Below are 18,572 nucleotides of genomic sequence, written 5' to 3' on the forward strand. Positions count from 1 at the left end.
TGCAGGTTGGTTGAAGTTTATAATTCACATTCCGTTTCTTGCATTGTTCGAGAAGGAGAACTATAATGTACTCTGTGGAGGTGCGAAATGGACTATATGACATTAAAAGAGGCCGCCGAGAAGTGGGGCGTGACACCTCGTAGGGTAAATTATTATTGTGCTGGTGGGCGTATCCCCGGCGCTGTGAAAATGGCCGGTGTTTGGCTGCTCCCTAAAACTGCGGAGAAGCCGCTTGATGGCCGGACAAAACAAGGAAAGGAGCAAAAGCATGAGTAATATATTACTTCTTGAAGATGATTTGAGCCTGATTAACGGGCTTTCTTTTGCGTTCAAAAAACAAGGATTTGAATTAGTTGTTGCCAGAACCCTCAAAGAAGCAGATAGTTTGTGGATGGATGGAAAATATGATTTGCTGGTGCTTGATGTATCCCTGCCGGATGGCACCGGATTTGAATTTTGCAAAAAGGTGCGGCAAGTTTCCAAAGTCCCCATCATTTTTTTGACGGCGGCAGATGAAGAAATGAACATTATCATGGGTTTGGACATTGGTGGAGATGATTATATTACAAAACCGTTTAAGCTGGGAGTGTTAGTATCCAGAGTAAATGCACTGCTTCGTCGGGCAAAAGATTTCAGCTCCGCAGATACACAACTGGAATCCAACGGAATGAAAGTGCTTTTGCTGCAAGGGCAGGCGTTTAAGAATGGAAAGCTATTGGATTTGACTGCCGCAGAATATAAGTTGCTGTGTCTATTTATGAGAAACCCGAACATGGTACTTACCAAAGAACAGATTTTAGATAAGCTATGGGATTGCGATGGGAATTATATTGACAGCAGTACCCTTACCGTATATATGAGGCGGCTGCGTATAAAGATCGAGGATAATCCGAGTGAACCGCAAATGCTCCTGACAGTTCGGGGAATGGGATACAAATGGAATGTGATTGGGTGAGGTGGCCTATGAAAATATTTGCAAACAAAGAAATCAAAAAATTGTTTCTTGCAGTATCCGTTATTTGGGTGGCCTCCCTTCTGTTGACACAAGGGTTCTTATGGTTGTGCTATCAGCGGTTTTCTTTGTTCCTATTGCTTGTTTTCGTATTGGCAGGAGGAGCGATATTGGCGGTGGGTTGTTCTTATTTCAAAAAGCAAAATCAAGTCATGGAACAGGCGGTATCACAGCTTCAAGCGTATCTTGACGGCGATCACAATGCCCGTATTGAATGTGATGAGGAAGGCGAGCTATATCGGTTGTTTCATACTGTCAATTCTATGGCCGCTGTCTTAAATGCTCACGCAGATAACGAACTCCGGGAAAAGGAATTTTTGAAAAATACAATCTCTGATATTTCCCACCAACTGAAAACACCGCTGGCTGCTTTGAATATTTATAATGGTCTGCTTCAAGACGGGGATATGGAATTGAGTGCGGTAAAGGAATTTGCTGATTTATCCGAACAGGAACTTGACCGCATTGAAACGCTGGTGCAAAACTTGCTCAAGATTACAAAACTGGATGCCGGTGCCATCGTGCTGGAAAAAACCACAGAGAATGTGGCGGATATGATGCGGGATATTGAACTGCATTTTGCATATAGAGCCAGACAGGAAAAGAAGAAAATCATTCTGTCTGGCTCAGATCATCTTTCTCTTTTCTGTGATCGTGATTGGTTGTCTGAGGCAATCGACAATATTGTGAAAAATGCGTTTGACCATACGGAAAATGGTGATGTCATTGGCATTACATGGAGGGCGTTGCCATCAGGTATTCAAATTGTGGTAAAGGACAATGGATGTGGTATCCACCCGGAAGATATACACCATATTTTCAAGCGTTTTTATCGCAGCCGTTTTTCAAAAGATACACAGGGTATTGGTCTCGGCCTTCCGCTTGCGAAAGCAGTCATTGAAGCACATGGAGGAGCAATCGAGGTAGACAGTGAATTGGGCAGAGGGACAAGTTTCACGATAAATTTTCTGATTCCTACAAAATTGTAGGATGATTGTAGGGTTACAGTAATATTTCAGTGCTATTCTTTCAATCGTAGACAGGAAATGAAGCTTACCTGTCTACATCGCAAGAACATAAGAAAGAGGTGTTTGCACTATGAATTTATTAGAGGTCAAGAATATTTGTAAGACCTATGGCAGCGGTGAAACTGCTGTAAAAGCGCTTAGGAATGTTAGCTTTTCTGTTCCTAAGGGAGAATATGTGGCAATCGTCGGAGAATCTGGTTCGGGCAAAAGCACACTGCTGAATATGGTTGGTGCTTTGGATGTGCCAACTTCGGGCAAGGTGTTGATTGATGGCAAGGACATTTTTTCCATGAATGACCGAAAACTGACGGTATTTCGACGCAGGAATATCGGCTTTATCTTTCAGGCGTTTAACCTTATCCCGGAGTTGACGGTGGAACAAAATATTATTTTTCCGCTGTTGCTGGATTATCAAAAGCCGGATAAGAGATATTTGGAGGAACTGCTGACGGTTTTGAATTTGAAAGATCGTCGTAATCATTTACCCAGTCAGCTTTCCGGCGGTCAACAGCAGAGAGTGGCGATTGGCCGCGCATTGATTACCCGTCCTTCTCTGATTCTGGCAGACGAGCCAACAGGAAATTTGGACTCACAAAACAGCAGTGAGGTCATAGCATTGCTCAAAGAAACATCGAAAAAATACGAGCAGACCATCATTATGATTACCCACAACCGCAGTATTGCGCAAACGGCAGACCGGGTATTACAGGTATCGGATGGCACTTTGACTGATTTTGGGAGGTGCCGTGAATGAAAAGCTATCTTAGTCTCATTCCCATCTCCGCTAAAGTTCACCGCCGACAAAATCGTATGACGCTGCTTTGCATTGTATTTGCTGTGTTTATGGTAACAGCAGTATTCAGTATGGCAGAAATGGGTTTTCGGATGGAACAGGCTCGATTGGTTGGTAAGCATGGAAGTTTCTCTATTGGAGACTTACTCGGCAGTTCAATGGGACAAACCCTTCTTTCTGTCGCGGTTGTTCTGTTCCTGTTGATTTTGGTTGCAGGCGTTTTGATGATTTCCAGCAGTATGAACAGCAGCGTTGCCCAGAGAACCAAATTTTTTGGAATGATGCGTTGCATTGGTATGAGTAAGCAGCAGATTATTCGGTTTGTTCGTCTGGAGGCATTGAACTGGTGCAAAACGGCTGTACCCATCGGTCTTATTTTAGGGGTTGTTACAACATGGGGGCTGTGTGCGGTACTGCGCTTTGTAGTCAGAGAAGAATTTTCTGATATTCCCCTCTTTGGTATCAGTATTTTTGGCATTGCCTGCGGTATCTTTGTTGGACTGATTACTGTACTGATCGCCGCAAATGCTCCGGCGAAACATGCCGCGAAGGTATCTCCTATCACAGCGGTGTCTGGAAATGCAGACCACGGAAAAACAATGCGTCATTCCCAGTATACAGGATTCGGAAAGATTGAAGCCCTTCTCGGTATCGGCCATGCGGTCTCCGGGAAGAAAAATTTATTCCTGATGACAGGTTCTTTTGCACTTAGCATCATCTTATTTTTGAGCTTTTCCGTTATGATCGATTTCGTGGATTATTTGATACCTCAGTCAGCTGCCACATCAGATATTGATATTGCAAGTGCTGACGGTAATGCGATTCCTCGGGAACTGCTTGCATCCATCCGTGAAATGGATGGAGTGAGAGAGGTTTACGGGCGGCGTAGTGCGTTTGATGTTCCTGCCAGATTAGATGGCGATACCGGATTTTCCGGTACAATCGACCTGATTTCTTATGATGATTTTGATTTGCAATGTCTGAAAAAAGATGGTGCTTTGAAAAGGGGGAGTGATTTGTCCAAAGTTTATGGAGACAGTCTCTTTGTTTTGGCAACATCCGATCAGGACAGTACATGGAAAATCGGCGACACTGTTCAAATTGGGGATGAAACCCTTACCATAGCTGGATTGTTAAAAAATGACCCCTTTAGCGAGGATGGATTGACAAACGGAAAACTCACATTGATTACCTCCGGAGAAACATTTATCCGTTTAACAGGGAATGATGATTATTCTCTTGTGCTGATACAGACAGCGGGGAATGTTACGGATGAAAATGTTCAGGCAATCCAAAATTCCGTAGATAAAACATATAGTTTTCGGGATAAACGCGACGAGCGTACGACGGGAACTTATATGGCTTTTGTTTTCTGTGTTTATGCGTTTTTGGCAATTATTGCACTGGTAACGGTAATGAATATCATCAACAGTATTTCCATGAGTGTGTCTACCAGAATGAAGCAATACGGGGCTATGCGTGCAGTAGGAATGGATGAACGGCAAATGACAAAAATGATTGCTTGCGAAGCATTCACTTATGCTGTTTTGGGGTGCGTTGTTGGCTGTGCTATTGGCTTGCCGCTTAGCAAGCTGCTGTATGATTTCCTTATTGCAGGACATTTTCCATCTGCGTTATGGCAGTTTCCAATTACCTCTTTGGGCGTCATTCTTTTGTTTGTCTCGATTGCGGCAATCGCGGCTGTGTATACTCCGGCAAAACGGATTCGTAATATGTCGATAACTGCAACCATCAATGAATTATAGTTTCATATGTTAATCTGCCGCACGACGGCAAAAGAAAAAAAGCCGTCGTAAAGCAGACACATTTTCACGCGCCTATGAAGCGGCGGCTTTGATTTTCAGAGCCGCCGTTTCTTTTCGTCTACCTTAAAATAACGACGACCTAACACCGTGTAAATCCACGGCGGCATATAAGGAGGATTGCCGCCGTGTCTATTTTTGCCTCTTTTCATAGTACCCATGACCTGCACCAGCTAAAAAAAGCCTGTTCCCAGCAGCGGAGCAATGCGGTCAGAAGTATGCACTATACCATGTAACTAAACAGCAAAATATACTCCATTACGCTCGTATGGCTTTATGCCGTCCGGGCACTTTTTTGTCCCTATGGAGCCGGAACATCGGGTCAGCATGGCCCGAATTTTATCCCCGGAGCCGCGCCCCGCCGCCTCATTCAGATTTACCCAAAAAATCTGAATGGAGGAAAGGCAGATGGAAGTTACCATCAATTATAACGGACAAGCTGTGGCTGTGGAGGTCACGCTGGAAGTCTATGAATTTCTTGACCGGGCCGATCACAAAACGGAGAACCTGTTCCATGAACAGCGGCGGCATTGGGATGGCCGGGAGTTTGACGAGTACATCATTACCACCGAGGGTGTAGGGGTCTACGGCGAAACGCCGGAGGAATACCTTTGCCGCATGGAAACGCTGCATGAGCTGATGGCTGTTCTGGACACCTGTACCGAGGCCCAGCGCCGCCGGTTCCTGCTCTATGCGCTTGACGGGCTGAGCCTTGCAGAGATCGGTGTGCTGTGCGGCTGCTCCAAAGTGGCTGTGTATCAAAGTGTGGAGGCGGTCAGAAAAAAATTTATAAATTTCTTTGAGAACAGGCTTAACGAATGACCTGTTTTCTGGCTACCAAGTGAAAGGGATCATTTCCCTTATCTCAGCGAGGGGCGGACAGCGGACGAGCTGCCCGCCTCTCCAATTTTCAGGAGGTAAGCCTATGAAAACAATCAATCTGCGGTGGATGTATCCCCACTACCGGCATGACGAGTTTGTGGATGTTACGGACGAGGTATGGGCAGCGATGTATCAGGCCAAGCGGGAGATGGAGAACTATGAGCGTCGGAAAGTCTACCACAGCGCCTACTACTCTCTGGACGCATACAGCTGGCTGGAAAATTACGCACTGGAACACAGCAGATCGCCGGAAGATATTTTGCTGGAACGAGAAGAAATGACCACCCGCCTATACCTGATTGCAGCTCTGCTGGTGGCTCTGGCTCATGCCACTCCGACACAGGCCCGCCGTGTTCACGCCTACTACATTGCTGGTATCAAGCAGCCGGAAATCTCTCGGATAGAGGGCGTCCACAGCAGCAAGGTCAGCGTTTCCATCCGTCGGGGGCTGCGGAATATGCGCCGTTGCTATGATGGCCTTTTCCAAACAGAGTGAGGGCGTGCCTATGCAGACCATCAATCTCAAACAATATTATCCATTTTGCAAAGAGGACATTTTTTTGGAGGTGTCCGATGAGATCGTCGAAGCGTTTCTTCTGGATAAGAGGGCCGAGGCTTCCAGAGAGCGCAAGATGTTCCGGTATAAGGCGTTTTACTCCCTCGATTGTAACGATGGAATTGAAAATGCCGCCATCGGCTGGGCGCAGCCATCGCCGGAGGACTACCTGATAGAAAAAGAAGAATTAGCCGAATACGAAGAACTGATACGGCGATTGTACGAAGCCATTTCCTCCCTGCCGCCTATGCAGGCCCGCCGTGTCCACGCCCGCTATATGCTGGGTATGAAAGTGAAAGATATTGCCGCAATGGAGGGTATCACACCATCACAGGCGGGAAAATCCATCCATGCCGCACTGCGGAGGCTGCGCCGGTACTTTGCTCGACAGAAATGGACGGTCAATCTATGAGTATTTCCGAAGAAAAGAGGTGCCTGACATGAACGAAAAAATTACAGCCCACCCCCAAAAAGAAGAACGGGAGAAAATCCTGAAGGAGATTCGGCAGCTTGAAAACCGAAAAAAGATTTTGGAGAACAAGCAGCGGAACGAAGAACGCAGGGTTCGCACCCGCCGCCTGATTGAGCGCGGAGCCATTTTGGAGGGGATTTTCCCGCTGGCTCCCGACCTTTCCGGCGCGGAGGTCAAAACATTTCTGATTGCCCTGTCCCATCTTCCGGGGGCTGCGGAATTGACTGCAAACCTGCCAAAATCCGGGGACACGCCATAAGTCCCTTGTTTACAAGGGCGCACTTATACACCGTTGCCGGTGTCGTGCGCCCTGCCGGGGCTGTTGCGTACTTCGTCCGCGATGGGGCGCTACGCTCCCCAAACCCCTTGTGCGCTCTGCGCAGCCAGACACCCGCTTTGCGTTTGTCCGGCTCCACAGAGCCTGTTATCCCCTCACTGAAAGGAGGTGTTCCCCATAGATTTCTGTCATATCCCCGTCAGTATCATCAAGCGCAGCGCGGGCCGTTCTGCTGTTGCCGCAGCTGCTTACCGCAGCGGAACCAAGCTGACAAATGAATGGGATGGAATGACCCACGACTACACCCGGAAAGGCGGCATTGTCCATGCGGAGATCATGCTGCCTGCCCACGCCCCGCCAGAGTTTGCAGACCGCTCCACCCTCTGGAACAGCGTGGAGCAGATCGAGAAAGCCAGGGACAGCCAGCTTGCCCGCGAGATCGAGGCGGCTCTGCCCCGCGAACTGTCCATAGAACAGCAGCTTGCCCTTGTCCGGTCCTATGTGAAGGACAACTTTGTAGACAAAGGAATGTGCGCCGACTTTGCTATCCATGACAAGGGAACCGGCAACCCTCATGTCCATATCATGCTGACGCTCCGGCCTTTGAAAGAAAATGGACAGTGGGGCGCAAAGTGCCGCAAGGCATACGACCTGGACGAAAACGGCCAGCGTATCCCGGACGGGAAAGGCGGCTGGAAGAACCACCGGGAGGACACCACCGACTGGAACGACAAAGGGAATGTGGAGATTTGGCGGGCGGCATGGGCGGCCTGCACCAACCGGGCATTGGAGGCAGCCGGTCAGCCTGCCCTGGTAGACCACCGCAGCTACAAGCGACAGGGCATTGATAAAATCCCCTCTGTCCACCTGGGGCCAGCCGCCAGCCAAATGGAAAAGCGCGGTATCCGCACCGACAAGGGCGAAGTAAACCGGCAGATCGCCGCCGACAACAAGCTGCTGAAAGAAATCAAAGCCCGCATTACTCGGCTTTATCGCTGGTCGAAAGCCGAAGCGGAAAAACCACAAACACAGCAAAGCAGCTTGACCGCCTTGTGGGAGGCCCAGCAGCAGTTGAACGCTCCCCGCACCCGCACCGGCAAAATCCGGGCTTTGCAGGAAAGCGCTGCACTATTCAGCTTTTTGCAGGCAAACGGCATCCAGTCTATGCAGCAGCTTCATGAAAAAATCGCTGATATGAACAGATGTTACTATGACCTGCGGGGAAAGATCGTCAAGGCTGAGCGCCGGATCGCCATTCTTACCGAACGCGGGGAGATGTGGGAACAGTACAACCAGTACAAGTCCATCCACAAGCAGCTTGTCAAAGTAAAGCCGGAAAAACGGGAACAGTTTGAACAGCGCCACAGCCGGGAACTGATTCTGTATGACGCAGCGGCCCGGTATCTGAAAGAATTGAAAGACAGCGGCGAGGGGATCACCCCGAAGGCATGGCAGCGGGAGATCGACCAGCTGGCCGCTGGAAAGCAGACGGACACGCTTGCCATGAAATCCATGCGGGAGGATTTGAAAGCAGTGGAACGGCTCCGCAAAACCGCCGAGCAGCTGTCCAGACAGGAACGGGACAAGTCTCACGACCGGGAGTCGGAGCGGTAAGGGCTACCGCGTTTCACGACATACTTTTGCACACAGAAAAACCGCCGTACAGGTTTCCCCATACGGCGGCAGACTGTTTATTTGCCGAACAAGTCGCTGTGTGTGCCGGTGCGGGCCAGCGTCAGCACCAGAACATCATCCTCTATGCGGTAGACAAGCAGCCAGTCCGGGAGAATATGACATTCTCGATGGCCTGCCCAATCGCCGGACAGGTCATGGTCACGGTTCTTATCCGGTAGCGGTTCGCCCATTGCCAGCAATGCTACGACCTGCTCCAGCAGTTCGATCTTCAAGCCACGCTTGATGGCTCGTTTGTAGTCTTTTTTGAAACTGGTCGTGTACTTGACGGTATATTTGGTTTCTTTCATCTTTTCAGGTCAGCAAATAACTCGTCAAGGTCATTGTAGCCCTTTACAGACGGGTCTTTTGCAATCCTTTCCGCTTCCAGCATGGCAGCAACCGTTTCTTTGTTCGGCTGTTCCAGCCTTACTTCAAAGGGAATGCCGCCTTCACGAAGCGACTGGCGCACAAAGATGTTAAACGCCGTAGTCAGGTTCATGCCAAGCTCAGTAAACAGTGCGTCCGCCTGCGCTTTCAAATCTGCGTCCATGCGGATACTGATGTTTGTGGTATTTCCAGCCATACGATCAACCCCTTTCTGCTGGCAATTATAGTATATGCCATTTGCACGAAGAAAACAATACTTTGCACGAATATTTAACAATAAATTCATTTAAGGAGGTTACCAACTTTATGAAAGAAATCATTTATGAAGAACAATAAGTCTGAACCTATCCCCGTCATGGATTACCGCCAGTACCGCAGAGTGCGGAGGCTGGTGCATGAGTGTTGTAACTACATCGACGGAAACTGTATCGCCCTGGACGATGGGGAGGAATGTGTCTGTGTCCAGTCTATTTCCTACTCCCTGTTGTGCAGGTGGTTTCGGGCGGCGGTATTGCCGCAGGATAAGGAACTGGAAACGGCGCTGTTCCACCGGATGAATGCGAAGAGGTGCGCCGTATGTAGGGCGCTGTTTACCCCCGGTTCCAACCGGGCCAAATACTGCCCGGAATGTGCCGCACGCATGAAGCGGATCAATGCCGCAAAGCGCAAGCGGAAACAACGGGAGAAATGTCACGCTTTAGGGGCTGAAAAACCCTTGTAAATCAAGGATTTTTTCGAGGGTGTCAAAGGCAGGCTGATAGATTTATCCTCCGACCCATAAAACGGCCTTAAAATGCGTACAGAATCCCAAGAGAAACCCCAAGGAGGAACCCTATGTCAGACAACCGAAAATATTATTACCTGAAACTCAAAGAAAACTATTTTGACGATGATTCCATCGTGCTGCTGGAAAGTATGCAGGATGGTGTGCTGTATTCCAACATTCTGCTCAAGCTGTATCTGAAATCGCTGAAACATGGCGGACGGCTCCAGCTTGACGAGGACATTCCTTACACGGCGCAGATGATCGCCACCATTACCCGCCAACAGATCGGCACTGTGGAGAGAGCCTTGCAAATCTTTTTGAAGCTGGGTCTTGTGGAGGTGCTGGACAGCGGCACATTCTACATGAGCAACATCGAACTTTTAATCGGCCAGTCCTCTACCGAGGCTGAGCGAAAGCGGGCTGCGAGGCTCCAAAATAAGGCTCTTTCTGCGCCCCGGACAAACGGCGGACATTTGTCCGACATTCGTCCACCAGAGATAGAGATAGAGTTAGAGAAAGAGATAGAGATAAAGAGAGAGATAGAGAAGGGACGCTCCGCCCGCGCCTATGGCCGTTACCAGAATGTTTTCCTGACGGACGAGGAAATGGCAAACTTGCAGGCCAGCTTTCCTGCTGTATGGGAACAGTACATCGAAAAACTGTCCGAGTACATGGCTTCTACCGGCAAGCGGTATCAGAGCCATGCCGCCACCATCCGGCGCTGGGCCGGTGAGGACGCGAAGAAAGCAGCCCCGCCCACCCGCAACCGGGATTACAGCGTAGAGGAAGATGAAACCGTATGATTGAGATTACCGCAGAAATCCGGGCGCTGATCGACAAGGCAGCCGCCGGTGTGGAACTGGCCGGGGACGAGTACATAGACCCGGCAGACGGCCTCATTCACTGTAAGAAGTGCGGCGGCCAGAGGCAGACCGTTGTGCCATGCTTTGGAAAACCAGGCTACTTCATGCCCCGCTGCATCTGCCAGTGCCAGCAGGAGGCCGAGGAACAGCGCAAGGCTGCTGAAGAACGGCAGCGCCGCATGGAGCGTATCAAACGCCGAAAGGCACAGGGCTTGCAAGACCGCTATCTCTATGACTACACCTTTGCCAACGACAACGGCCAAAACCCATTGATGGACAAGGCCCGCGCCTATGTGGAGAACTGGAAGGAGGCATATAAAAACAACACCGGCCTGCTGTTGTTCGGGGATGTGGGAACCGGCAAGTCTTTTTTCGCCGGTTGCATCGCCAACGCCCTGCTTGACCGGGATGTGCCTGTGCTGATGACGAACTTTCCCACCATCCTGAACCGCCTGACAGGGATGTTCTCCGAGGATAGGGCCGACTTTATCGCCAGCTTTAATGAGTATGACCTACTTATCATTGACGATCTGGGAGTAGAGCGCAGTACCGAATATGCTATGGAGCAGATGTTTTTCGTCATCGACAGCCGCTACCGCAGCCGCAGGCCCATGATTATCACAACAAACTTGAAACTGTCCGAGCTGAAAAACCCGCCTGATCTGGCCCACGCCCGTATCTATGACCGTATTTTGGAACGGTGTGCGCCGATTCTTTTTGACGGGAAGAATTTCCGGGAAGAAAATGCCGGTGCTACCCGACAGACAGCAAAAGACATTGTAAACAGTAAGCAAGACTGATTTTTTACCGGGCGGCACAGACCCGTTCGGAGAAAGGAGCGCCATGAACAGAGAACCCCGTACTATGCAGGTGGCAGACGCCGCTACTGCGTCCAGAGCGCCGAAAAACACGCCAGCGATGGTAAAGAAAATCGGCAAGACAACCTACAAGGTTCATGTCCATTTCAGCAATACCAGCACAGAAACCATGAGCGATAAAATCAAGCGTATGCTCAAAAATGAAATTCAGCAGATGTGACAGACTGATAAACGAAGCCGCCTTGTGCTAAACTGATGATGGTACGCACCAAAATTTTTGTCAAGGAGGATACGAAAATGCTTTACACAGAAAAAGAAAAACATGAAATTGAGCGAGTAAAGGAGGTCTTTGCGGAACATCTGCGGCAAAGCCCTGATTTTGAACTGCTCTGGTCGGACAAGGTAGGCTATGTCTGGCTGACGATTGGCGTCAATCCAGTCTATGTGGATACCGGTATCAGAATCGAATCAGCCGCCGATCTCTGCGGCAGGTGTTTGGATGATGTTGCTACGGATGTTTTATATATGACAGGCAACGATCATGCACTGGAAGCAGCCGATCCGCTGGAATTGGCCGAAATCAAGCGGCGCTGGGAGCCATATATCAACCAGCTGCCAGACTATGCGTATCTCTGCAAAGACCTGCTGAACGGAAAAATGTAATCTATCAAACGAGGTGTCAGGAGCCATACGGTGCTTCTGGCACCTTTTTTGTGGATTTTTTGTGAATTTGATGAAAAAGTCCTTGACAATTTGTCTCTGGCAAGACAGCCAAAAGCATTTTGATTTCCTGCGGTGCAAGACTGGCTCCCTTTGATATTCCCCAACTTCGGGAGATCATGTCTTATGACGAACTGGAGCTGGATAAGCTGGGGGATGAAAAATCAGCGCTGTTCTTTCTTATCAGCGACACGGACACCACCTACAACTTTTTGGTTGCCCTCGCTTTTTCGCAGATGTTCAACCTTCTGTGTGAACGGGCTGATAACACCTATGGCGGGCGTCTGCCCTACCATGTGCGGGTGCTGTGGGACGAGGCAGCCAACACCGGACAGGTGCCGGGGCTGGAAAAGATCGTGGCCGTCATCCGCTCCCGTGAGATCAGCCTGACGCTTTTTTATCAGGCAATGAGCCAGTGCAAGGCATTGTACAAAGACCATTCCGAAACCATCATGGGCAACATGGACAGTATCGTATTCCTCGGAGGCCGGGAGGCTTCCACCCTAAAGGATATTTCGGAAAACTGGCTGGGCAAGGCCACCATCTCTATGCAGACCGAGGGCCGAAGCCGTGGACAGTCTGAAAGTTACAGCCAGAATATGCAGCGGCTTGGCCGGGAGCTGATGACCACCAGCGAGATCACCACCATGCCCGGGGATAAATGTATCTTGCAGCTTCGGGGACTCCCGCCCTTCCTGTCCCCGAAGTATGACTTGAAAAAGCACCCGAATTACAAGTACACAGCCGAATTTGATAAAAAGAAAAACGCCTTCCGCTTGGAAAGCCTGTTCCGCCACCGGCCATTGAGACTAAAGCCGGAGGACGAATACACGGTGTACGAAGTGGACGGCTCCGACACAGACGAAGAAGCTGACCTGTTGAACTTCGATGATCTGGACAGCGACGAGTTCGTGTAACTTCGGGCCATGATGACCCGAAGCGCCGCCGATGTGGGCGGCTTTTTTTGTACCCAAAACCATCAAACAAACAAAATGGAGGAACGTATATGGAATTTTTCAATCAGGCAATCGACATTCTTAAAATTCTGGTCATGGCTCTTGGTGCCGGACTGGCGGTGTGGGGTGTCATCAACCTTCTGGAAGGTTACGGGTCGGACAACCCTGCGGCAAAAAGCCAGGGCATTAAGCAGCTGATGGCGGGCGGCGGTGTCGTTCTGATCGGCCTTCAGCTTATCCCTCTGCTGTCCGGCCTGTTCAGCTAAGTGTCACCCGTTGTCCCTTTTCCAGAAAAGGAGCTGATGTATGGACTTTATCATCGACGCAATCGTTGAATGGCTGAAAGGTCTGCTCGTCGATGGTATCATGGGAAATCTGGACGGCCTTTTCGATAACGTCAATCAGAGCGTTGGCGAGATCGCCACACAGGTAGGCACGACCCCGGCGGACTGGAACGCCGGGGTCTTTTCCATGATACGACAGATCTCTGAAACTGCCATCCTGCCAATCGCCGGAGTCATCCTCACTTTTGTAATGACTTATGAGCTGATACAGATGCTCATAGAACGCAACAACCTCCATGAAGTTGACACATGGATGTTTTTTAAGTGGGTGTTCAAAACCTTTGTGGCTGTGATGATCCTGACGAACACCTTCAATATCGTGCTGGCGGTCTTTGATGTGAGCCAGCATGTGATCCAGCAGTCAGCGGGCATTATCCAGAACGGGACAGAGATCACGCCGGATGTGCTGGACAGTTTGCGGACAGAGCTTGAAGCGATGGAGTTAGGCCCTCTGTTCGGACTCTGGCTACAATCCTTCCTGATCCAGCTTACCATGATTGCCTTAAACATCGTGATCTTCGTCATCGTATATGGCCGTATGATTGAAATTTATTTACTCACAAGTTTAGCGCCTATCCCGTTTGCCACCGTCCCCAACAGGGAAACCGGACACATGGGGCAGAACTATTTCCGCTCCCTCTTTGCGGTGGGCTTTCAAGGTCTGTTGATCTTAGTCTGTGTTGCCATCTATGCGGTGCTGATCCAGAGTATCGCCGCCGACGGCGACCCCATCGGGGCGATCTGGGGATGCGTGGGATATACGGTGCTGCTGTGTTTTACCCTGTTCAAAACGGGCAGCCTTGCAAAATCCATCTTCGGCTGCCATTAAGAGACTTCGGGCCATGCTGACCCGAAGCGGAAAGGAGGCGGTATGCCCCGGCGTTACAAACAGGGTGCGGACGGACAGCCGCACCCGGCTTTCTACGGAAAGCTCCCCGAAGAATTTTCTAAAGCAGACACCATGCGCTTTATGGTGGAAACCGATCTGAAACTGTCCGGGTGCGTATCGGCGGACACGCTGGCGGCACTCCGGGCGGAAGGCTATGACTACAAGGACGGGAACCTTGTTCCCGCCGGAAAGGAGAAATCCATGCAGGAAAAAACTGCGGGCGGAACACCAGCCGCCCCTATAAAGCTGGATGTAAGCGTGCGGGTCATCGAACCTGTGAAAAATCTCATGGGCTTTGCCAGCGTGAAATTCAATGACTGCTTTGTGGTGGAAAATCTGAAAATCGTACAGGGCAGCAAGGGCCTCTTTCTTGGGATGCCCAGCCAGCCGGACGGCAAAGGCGGCTATCGGGATATGGCCTACCCTGTCACAAAGGAGTTCCGGGAACAGCTCAATACTGCTGTTCTGCAAGCCTATGAGGCAAAGTTGGAACAGATGGCGGAGCGCGGCTCTGTGGGGCGTGCGTCCATCAGCGACCAACTCAAAGCCGGAAAAGCGGCTGCCGAACAGGCAAAGGCAGAGCGGCCTCCGAAGGAAAAGCCCAGCCGCAGTGCAGAGCGTTGACCTCGGGCCATGCTGGCACGAAGCAGAAAGGAGGCGGGAACCATGCCACGCAAACGGACCGGCTATGACGCGGCCTGCTATTACGACGGAAAACTGCTGGGCCGCTGTACCAAAGCGGACAGCGACGCCTATACCCTGTTGATGAACGCCTGCGGCGGGGAGGCCGCCCGTGTCCTTCGGGAATATGCCTATTTTTCCCCGGAACTGAAAGCCATCTTAGAAAAGGCAGCACTCATGCAGGCAGACCGGAGCCGGACGGGCGGAATGTTCCATGCGCCGAAAAGCTCCCCGTGGGGCGAGGTGCAGAATTGTGAAACCCTCTGTCCGGGGGTGTTTCTGGTATCTACCGCCAGCCACGGCGGAACGATGGTGGCAAACGAGGTAGCCGCCGTTCTCTCCCCAGCGGCCAAAAAATGCGGCTTCAAGGACAAGGGCTATATCTGCTATGAGGAGGACGCACAGGAAAGTGTGGTGCTCCGGGAGCTGCTGGACAAAAAACTGTGGAAAATCCCTGACCGCATTAAGGACAAAGGACAGTTTGAAGAAAAACTCAATCAGTCCATCCGGCAGTATCACCCCGAATACTGGCGGGCAAGGCAGAGCGGACGAGAGGCCGCCGAAGCTGCCCGCAGCACAGCCCCGGCCAAAGAGGCCGCAAGATAACCTCGGGTCATGCTGGCCCGAAGCAATAAAGGAGGTGTACCAAAATGGCCTATGTACCAGTACCAAAAGACCTTTCCAAAATCAAGACAAAGCTGGCCTTCAATCTGACGAAGCGCCAGCTTGTTTGTTTTTCCAGCGCGGCGGCGGTGGGCCTCCCGGCTTACCTGTTTTCCCGTGGCAGTATCGGGAACAGTGCCGCCATGTTCCTGATGATCGGCCTCATGCTCCCGTTCTTCTTTCTGGCTATGTATGAACGAGACGGTCTGCCGCTGGAAAAAGTGCTGAAAAACATCATCCGCACCCGGTTCCTCTATCCCCGTGTGCGGCCTTACAAAACCGAAAACTTCTATGCGCTGCTTAGCGCCAGAAAGGAGGCGCAGCCGATTGCGAAACAGCAGAAGGGCCGGAAAGCCCGCAGGCAGAAAGCCTGAAAAACAGGGCCTTACCGGCCTGTTCACGAAAGGAAAGAATATTCCCACCACCGCCCAGCAGACCCTCCCTTACCGGGAAATGTACCGGGACGGGGTGTGCCGGGTAGCGGACCGCTATTACACCAAAACCATTGAATACGAGGACATCAACTACCAGCTCGCACAGTCCGAAGATCAGGCGGCCATCTTTGACGGGTGGAGCGCCTGCCTCAACTACTTTGACAGCAGCCTTCCGTTCCAGCTTTCCTTCCTCAACCACCGAAGCCGCCCGGGCAGCCGGTACAGCGTGAACATCCCCATGCAGGATGACGATTACAACAGCGTCCGGTGTGAGTATGTGGAAATGCTGGAAAACCAGATCGCCAAAAGCAACAACGGCATTGTCCGCACAAAGCTCCTGACCTTCGGCGTGAATGTGGACGACCTTCCCACCGCCAGGGCAAGGCTGGAACGTGTAGAGGCGGACATTTGCGGGAACTTCAAAAAGCTGGGCGTCAAGTGCCGCTCCCTTTCGGGGCTGGAACGGCTGGAGCTTCTTCACGGGCAGCTCCACCCCGGCAGCGGCTCCCCCTTCCGGTTTTCATGGGATATGATCCCCAAAACCGGGCTTTCCACCAAAGACTTTATCGCCCCGGACAGCTTCGACTTCCGTTTCAGCCGTCTGTTCCGGGTGGGGACGACTTGGGGTGCCGCCTCCTACTTGCAGATTTTGGCCTCGGAGCTCTCGGACAAGCTGCTGGCGGAGCTTTTGGAAATGGATGCGGAAATGACCATCACTCTCCATATCCAGACCGTCGATCAGGCCGCCGCCGTAAAATCTATCAAGGCCAAAGTCTCCGACATTGACAAGATGAAGGTGGAGGAACAAAAGAAGGCAGCCCGGTCAGGGTACGACATGGACATACTTCCGCCCGACCTTGTAACGTACAGCAACGACGCAAAGACCCTTCTGGAAGATTTACAGAGCCGGAATGAAAGAATGTTCCTGCTGACCTTCCTTGTGGTAAACATGGCCCCGACCCGCCGGGAGCTGGACAATGACCTGTTCACGGTGTCCGGTATCGTCCAGAAATACAACTGCACCTTGAAGCGGCTGGACTTCCAGCAGGAGGACGGTTTTCTTTCCAGCCTTCCGCTGGGCCATAACGGCATTGAGATCAAGCGCGGCATGACGACCAGCTCCACGGCCATTTTCGTTCCCTTTATGACGCAGGAGCTCCGCATGGATGGCGAAGCCGTCTATTACGGGCTCAACGCACTTTCCCATAACGTCATCATGGCAAACCGGAAAAAGCTCAAAAACCCCAACGGCCTGTTCCTCGGCGTGCCGGGCTCCGGCAAATCCTTTGCCGCAAAGCGAGAGCTTGTGAACGTGTTCCTTGCCACCCGTGACCGGATCATTGTGGTTGACCCGATGGGCGAATATTCGTCCCTTATCAAGCGGCTGGGCGGTCAGGTCATCGAGATCGCCCCGGACAGCCCCCACCACATCAATCCGATGGACATTGATTTGAGCTTCGACGAGGAAAATCCGATGGCGCTGAAAGCCGACTTTATCCTGTCGCTGATGGAGCTGATCGTCGGCGGCAAGGACGGCTTGCAGCCGGTGGAGCGTACCGTCATTGACCGCTGTGTGCGCCAGATGTACCGGGAACACTTGCAGGACCCAGAAACAAGCAAAATGCCGACCCTCCAAACCCTGTATGACCTGCTCTGTTGCCAGCCGGAGGGCGAGGCGGTACGGCTGGCAACTGCCCTTGAAATCTATGTGTCGGGTTCCCTTAACGTGTTCAACCATGAAACCAATGTGGACCTGAACCGCCGCCTTGTGTGCCTTGACTTGAAAAAGCTGGGGGCCGGGCTTCGGACGATTGCCATGCTCATTATGCAGGACTTGGTAAACTCGCAGGTGTCTATGAATTTCCTGCGTGGTATCGCTACATGGTGCTACTTCGACGAGTTCCATGTGCTGCTCCGTGACCGGCTGACGGCAAGCTACTGTGTGGCGATCTGGAAAATGCTGCGAAAAAAAGGGTGCGTTCCCAGTGCTTTAACGCAGAACGTGAAGGATTTTCTGGCAAGCCCGGAGATCGAGAACATCTTTGAAAACTCGGACTTCCTTGTGCTTCTCTCGCAGGCACAGGGCGACCGGCAGATTTTAGCCAAACAGCTTGGGATCAGCCCCCATCAGCTTTCCTATGTGACCCATACCAATTCCGGCGAAGGGCTGCTGTTCTTCGGGAACACCACCATCCCGTTTGTTGACCGCTTCCCGCAGAACACAGAGCTGTACGCCATTATGACCACCCGCCCGGAGGACAAAAAACAGGAAATGAACCGGGCATAACACACTTCGGGCCATGATGGCCCGAGGTTTGGAAAGGAGGGATACATCATCGGAAAGAAACCGGACAAACAGAATTTTCAAAGGCCGGGGCCGACGGAGGATACCGGGAGCAATCGCCCCGGACCGGCTGAACGGGAAGGGCCTTCCCCCGCACCATCCCGACGCCTGCGGTTTGAGGACGAGGATACCGGGCAGGACAGTCCTTCGGGCCACGATGGCCCGAAGTCCAAAAGCGGCAAGTTTCAAG

Annotated in this window: 23 protein-coding genes and 1 pseudogene; 22 read left to right on the top strand and 2 right to left on the bottom strand. The window is 51.4% G+C overall.

Annotated elements, in window-relative coordinates:
• Nucleotides 1-87 precede the first annotated feature (87 nt).
• From DW183_RS05105 to mobQ, 10 genes are all read left to right on the top strand, one after another.
• A complete protein-coding gene (locus DW183_RS05105) occupies nt 88-276 on the top strand; it encodes a helix-turn-helix domain-containing protein (protein WP_117751390.1) in 189 nt (62 codons plus the stop codon).
• The gene (locus tag DW183_RS05110; protein ID WP_055168398.1) at nt 269-955 is read left to right on the top strand and encodes a response regulator transcription factor; all 687 of its coding nucleotides are present in this window, start codon (nt 269-271) and stop codon (nt 953-955) included. The genes DW183_RS05105 and DW183_RS05110 overlap by 8 nt, the downstream gene beginning before the upstream one ends.
• Nucleotides 956-963: 8 nt before the next feature.
• A complete protein-coding gene (locus tag DW183_RS05115) occupies nt 964-2,001 on the top strand; it encodes a sensor histidine kinase (protein WP_118280935.1) in 1,038 nt (345 codons plus the stop codon).
• Nucleotides 2,002-2,110: 109 nt separating this feature from the next.
• Nucleotides 2,111-2,794, top strand: a complete 684-nt coding sequence (locus tag DW183_RS05120) for an ABC transporter ATP-binding protein (RefSeq protein WP_118280936.1) — start codon at nt 2,111-2,113, stop codon at nt 2,792-2,794.
• Entirely contained in the window at nt 2,791-4,599 is a 1,809-nt protein-coding gene (locus DW183_RS05125; protein WP_118280937.1) for an ABC transporter permease, read from the top strand. The genes DW183_RS05120 and DW183_RS05125 overlap by 4 nt, the downstream gene beginning before the upstream one ends.
• Nucleotides 4,600-5,064: 465 nt before the next feature.
• Nucleotides 5,065-5,478, top strand: coding sequence for an RNA polymerase sigma factor (locus DW183_RS05130; protein WP_007860240.1), 414 nt, complete (start codon nt 5,065-5,067; stop codon nt 5,476-5,478).
• Nucleotides 5,479-5,581: 103 nt separating this feature from the next.
• Nucleotides 5,582-6,034 carry an RNA polymerase subunit sigma-24 gene (locus DW183_RS05135; RefSeq protein ID WP_118280938.1) on the top strand — a complete coding sequence of 151 codons (453 nt, stop codon included), beginning with the start codon at nt 5,582-5,584 and terminating at the stop codon, nt 6,032-6,034.
• Between the two features lie 10 nt (nt 6,035-6,044).
• Nucleotides 6,045-6,506, top strand: a complete 462-nt coding sequence (locus DW183_RS05140) for an RNA polymerase sigma factor (protein WP_118281357.1) — start codon at nt 6,045-6,047, stop codon at nt 6,504-6,506.
• Nucleotides 6,507-6,534: 28 nt separating this feature from the next.
• Nucleotides 6,535-6,825 (top strand): DUF3847 domain-containing protein, encoded by a 291-nt coding sequence (locus DW183_RS05145; protein WP_118280939.1) that lies wholly within the window; start codon nt 6,535-6,537, stop codon nt 6,823-6,825.
• Nucleotides 6,826-7,011: 186 nt separating this feature from the next.
• Nucleotides 7,012-8,457 (top strand): MobQ family relaxase, encoded by a 1,446-nt coding sequence (gene mobQ / locus DW183_RS05150; RefSeq protein WP_118280940.1) that lies wholly within the window; start codon nt 7,012-7,014, stop codon nt 8,455-8,457.
• Nucleotides 8,458-8,534: 77 nt separating this feature from the next.
• Here the strand turns inward: mobQ and DW183_RS05155 are convergent, their stop codons facing one another.
• The gene (locus DW183_RS05155; protein ID WP_002596328.1) at nt 8,535-8,825 is read right to left on the bottom strand and encodes a type II toxin-antitoxin system YafQ family toxin; all 291 of its coding nucleotides are present in this window, start codon (nt 8,823-8,825) and stop codon (nt 8,535-8,537) included.
• Nucleotides 8,822-9,100, bottom strand: a complete 279-nt coding sequence (locus DW183_RS05160; RefSeq protein WP_005924829.1) for a type II toxin-antitoxin system RelB/DinJ family antitoxin — start codon at nt 9,098-9,100, stop codon at nt 8,822-8,824. The genes DW183_RS05155 and DW183_RS05160 overlap by 4 nt, the downstream gene beginning before the upstream one ends.
• Nucleotides 9,101-9,226: 126 nt before the next feature.
• Here DW183_RS05160 and DW183_RS05165 point away from each other — a divergent pair, with 126 nt between their 5' ends.
• The 12 genes and pseudogenes from DW183_RS05165 (at nt 9,227) to DW183_RS05220 (ending at nt 18,325) form a co-directional block, all read left to right on the top strand.
• Nucleotides 9,227-9,625 (top strand): cysteine-rich VLP domain-containing protein, encoded by a 399-nt coding sequence (locus tag DW183_RS05165; RefSeq protein WP_118280941.1) that lies wholly within the window; start codon nt 9,227-9,229, stop codon nt 9,623-9,625.
• 113 nt (nt 9,626-9,738) lie between these two features.
• Nucleotides 9,739-10,473, top strand: a complete 735-nt coding sequence (locus DW183_RS05170) for a phage replisome organizer N-terminal domain-containing protein (RefSeq protein ID WP_118280942.1) — start codon at nt 9,739-9,741, stop codon at nt 10,471-10,473.
• Nucleotides 10,470-11,333 carry an ATP-binding protein gene (locus DW183_RS05175; protein WP_118280943.1) on the top strand — a complete coding sequence of 288 codons (864 nt, stop codon included), beginning with the start codon at nt 10,470-10,472 and terminating at the stop codon, nt 11,331-11,333. The genes DW183_RS05170 and DW183_RS05175 overlap by 4 nt, the downstream gene beginning before the upstream one ends.
• A gap of 64 nt (nt 11,334-11,397) precedes the next feature.
• A complete protein-coding gene (locus DW183_RS05180) occupies nt 11,398-11,571 on the top strand; it encodes a transposon-encoded TnpW family protein (protein WP_425459037.1) in 174 nt (57 codons plus the stop codon).
• 35 nt (nt 11,572-11,606) lie between these two features.
• Complete coding sequence (locus tag DW183_RS05185; RefSeq protein ID WP_432633984.1) at nt 11,607-12,014, top strand: hypothetical protein; 408 nt, start codon at nt 11,607-11,609, stop codon at nt 12,012-12,014.
• A gap of 86 nt (nt 12,015-12,100) precedes the next feature.
• Nucleotides 12,101-12,988 (top strand): annotated as a pseudogene (locus tag DW183_RS05190) (VirD4-like conjugal transfer protein, CD1115 family); the annotation flags it as partial.
• A gap of 89 nt (nt 12,989-13,077) precedes the next feature.
• A complete protein-coding gene (locus DW183_RS05195; RefSeq protein WP_016306504.1) occupies nt 13,078-13,293 on the top strand; it encodes a Maff2 family mobile element protein in 216 nt (71 codons plus the stop codon).
• 40 nt (nt 13,294-13,333) lie between these two features.
• The gene (locus DW183_RS05200; protein WP_117762130.1) at nt 13,334-14,200 is read left to right on the top strand and encodes a VirB6/TrbL-like conjugal transfer protein, CD1112 family; all 867 of its coding nucleotides are present in this window, start codon (nt 13,334-13,336) and stop codon (nt 14,198-14,200) included.
• A 42-nt stretch (nt 14,201-14,242) separates the two neighbouring features.
• The gene (locus DW183_RS05205) at nt 14,243-14,884 is read left to right on the top strand and encodes a septation protein SpoVG family protein (RefSeq protein WP_158573025.1); all 642 of its coding nucleotides are present in this window, start codon (nt 14,243-14,245) and stop codon (nt 14,882-14,884) included.
• 9 nt (nt 14,885-14,893) lie between these two features.
• Nucleotides 14,894-15,547 carry a DUF7007 domain-containing protein gene (locus DW183_RS05210; protein WP_015567065.1) on the top strand — a complete coding sequence of 218 codons (654 nt, stop codon included), beginning with the start codon at nt 14,894-14,896 and terminating at the stop codon, nt 15,545-15,547.
• Nucleotides 15,548-15,591: 44 nt separating this feature from the next.
• Entirely contained in the window at nt 15,592-15,978 is a 387-nt protein-coding gene (locus DW183_RS05215; RefSeq protein WP_003500106.1) for a PrgI family protein, read from the top strand.
• Nucleotides 15,896-18,325, top strand: a complete 2,430-nt coding sequence (locus DW183_RS05220; RefSeq protein WP_442857934.1) for a VirB4-like conjugal transfer ATPase, CD1110 family — start codon at nt 15,896-15,898, stop codon at nt 18,323-18,325. The genes DW183_RS05215 and DW183_RS05220 overlap by 83 nt, the downstream gene beginning before the upstream one ends.
• The last annotated feature ends 247 nt before the right edge of the window (nt 18,326-18,572 follow it).

Origin of the sequence: Roseburia sp. AM16-25 (genome assembly GCF_003473825.1) — a bacterium.
Taxonomy (GTDB): Bacteria; Bacillota; Clostridia; order Lachnospirales; family Lachnospiraceae; genus Pararoseburia; species Pararoseburia lenta.

Excerpts from the sequence above, each read along its gene's own strand:
- DW183_RS05130 (WP_007860240.1), top strand. The coding sequence starts at position 5,065 with ATGGAAGTTACCATCAATTATAACGGACAAGCTGTGGCTGTGGAGGTC.
- DW183_RS05170 (WP_118280942.1), top strand. The coding sequence starts at position 9,739 with ATGTCAGACAACCGAAAATATTATTACCTGAAACTCAAAGAAAACTAT.
- DW183_RS05200 (WP_117762130.1), top strand. The coding sequence starts at position 13,334 with ATGGACTTTATCATCGACGCAATCGTTGAATGGCTGAAAGGTCTGCTC.
- DW183_RS05155 (WP_002596328.1), bottom strand. The coding sequence starts at position 8,825 with ATGAAAGAAACCAAATATACCGTCAAGTACACGACCAGTTTCAAAAAA.
- DW183_RS05135 (WP_118280938.1), top strand. The coding sequence starts at position 5,582 with ATGAAAACAATCAATCTGCGGTGGATGTATCCCCACTACCGGCATGAC.
- DW183_RS05145 (WP_118280939.1), top strand. The coding sequence starts at position 6,535 with ATGAACGAAAAAATTACAGCCCACCCCCAAAAAGAAGAACGGGAGAAA.
- DW183_RS05140 (WP_118281357.1), top strand. The coding sequence starts at position 6,045 with ATGCAGACCATCAATCTCAAACAATATTATCCATTTTGCAAAGAGGAC.
- DW183_RS05195 (WP_016306504.1), top strand. The coding sequence starts at position 13,078 with ATGGAATTTTTCAATCAGGCAATCGACATTCTTAAAATTCTGGTCATG.
- DW183_RS05110 (WP_055168398.1), top strand. The coding sequence starts at position 269 with ATGAGTAATATATTACTTCTTGAAGATGATTTGAGCCTGATTAACGGG.
- DW183_RS05210 (WP_015567065.1), top strand. The coding sequence starts at position 14,894 with ATGCTGGCACGAAGCAGAAAGGAGGCGGGAACCATGCCACGCAAACGG.
- DW183_RS05185 (WP_432633984.1), top strand. The coding sequence starts at position 11,607 with ATGATGGTACGCACCAAAATTTTTGTCAAGGAGGATACGAAAATGCTT.
- DW183_RS05105 (WP_117751390.1), top strand. The coding sequence starts at position 88 with ATGGACTATATGACATTAAAAGAGGCCGCCGAGAAGTGGGGCGTGACA.
- DW183_RS05180 (WP_425459037.1), top strand. The coding sequence starts at position 11,398 with ATGCAGGTGGCAGACGCCGCTACTGCGTCCAGAGCGCCGAAAAACACG.
- DW183_RS05160 (WP_005924829.1), bottom strand. The coding sequence starts at position 9,100 with ATGGCTGGAAATACCACAAACATCAGTATCCGCATGGACGCAGATTTG.
- DW183_RS05175 (WP_118280943.1), top strand. The coding sequence starts at position 10,470 with ATGATTGAGATTACCGCAGAAATCCGGGCGCTGATCGACAAGGCAGCC.
- DW183_RS05220 (WP_442857934.1), top strand. The coding sequence starts at position 15,896 with ATGCGCTGCTTAGCGCCAGAAAGGAGGCGCAGCCGATTGCGAAACAGC.
- DW183_RS05115 (WP_118280935.1), top strand. The coding sequence starts at position 964 with ATGAAAATATTTGCAAACAAAGAAATCAAAAAATTGTTTCTTGCAGTA.
- DW183_RS05165 (WP_118280941.1), top strand. The coding sequence starts at position 9,227 with ATGAAGAACAATAAGTCTGAACCTATCCCCGTCATGGATTACCGCCAG.
- DW183_RS05205 (WP_158573025.1), top strand. The coding sequence starts at position 14,243 with ATGCCCCGGCGTTACAAACAGGGTGCGGACGGACAGCCGCACCCGGCT.
- DW183_RS05215 (WP_003500106.1), top strand. The coding sequence starts at position 15,592 with ATGGCCTATGTACCAGTACCAAAAGACCTTTCCAAAATCAAGACAAAG.
- DW183_RS05125 (WP_118280937.1), top strand. The coding sequence starts at position 2,791 with ATGAAAAGCTATCTTAGTCTCATTCCCATCTCCGCTAAAGTTCACCGC.
- DW183_RS05120 (WP_118280936.1), top strand. The coding sequence starts at position 2,111 with ATGAATTTATTAGAGGTCAAGAATATTTGTAAGACCTATGGCAGCGGT.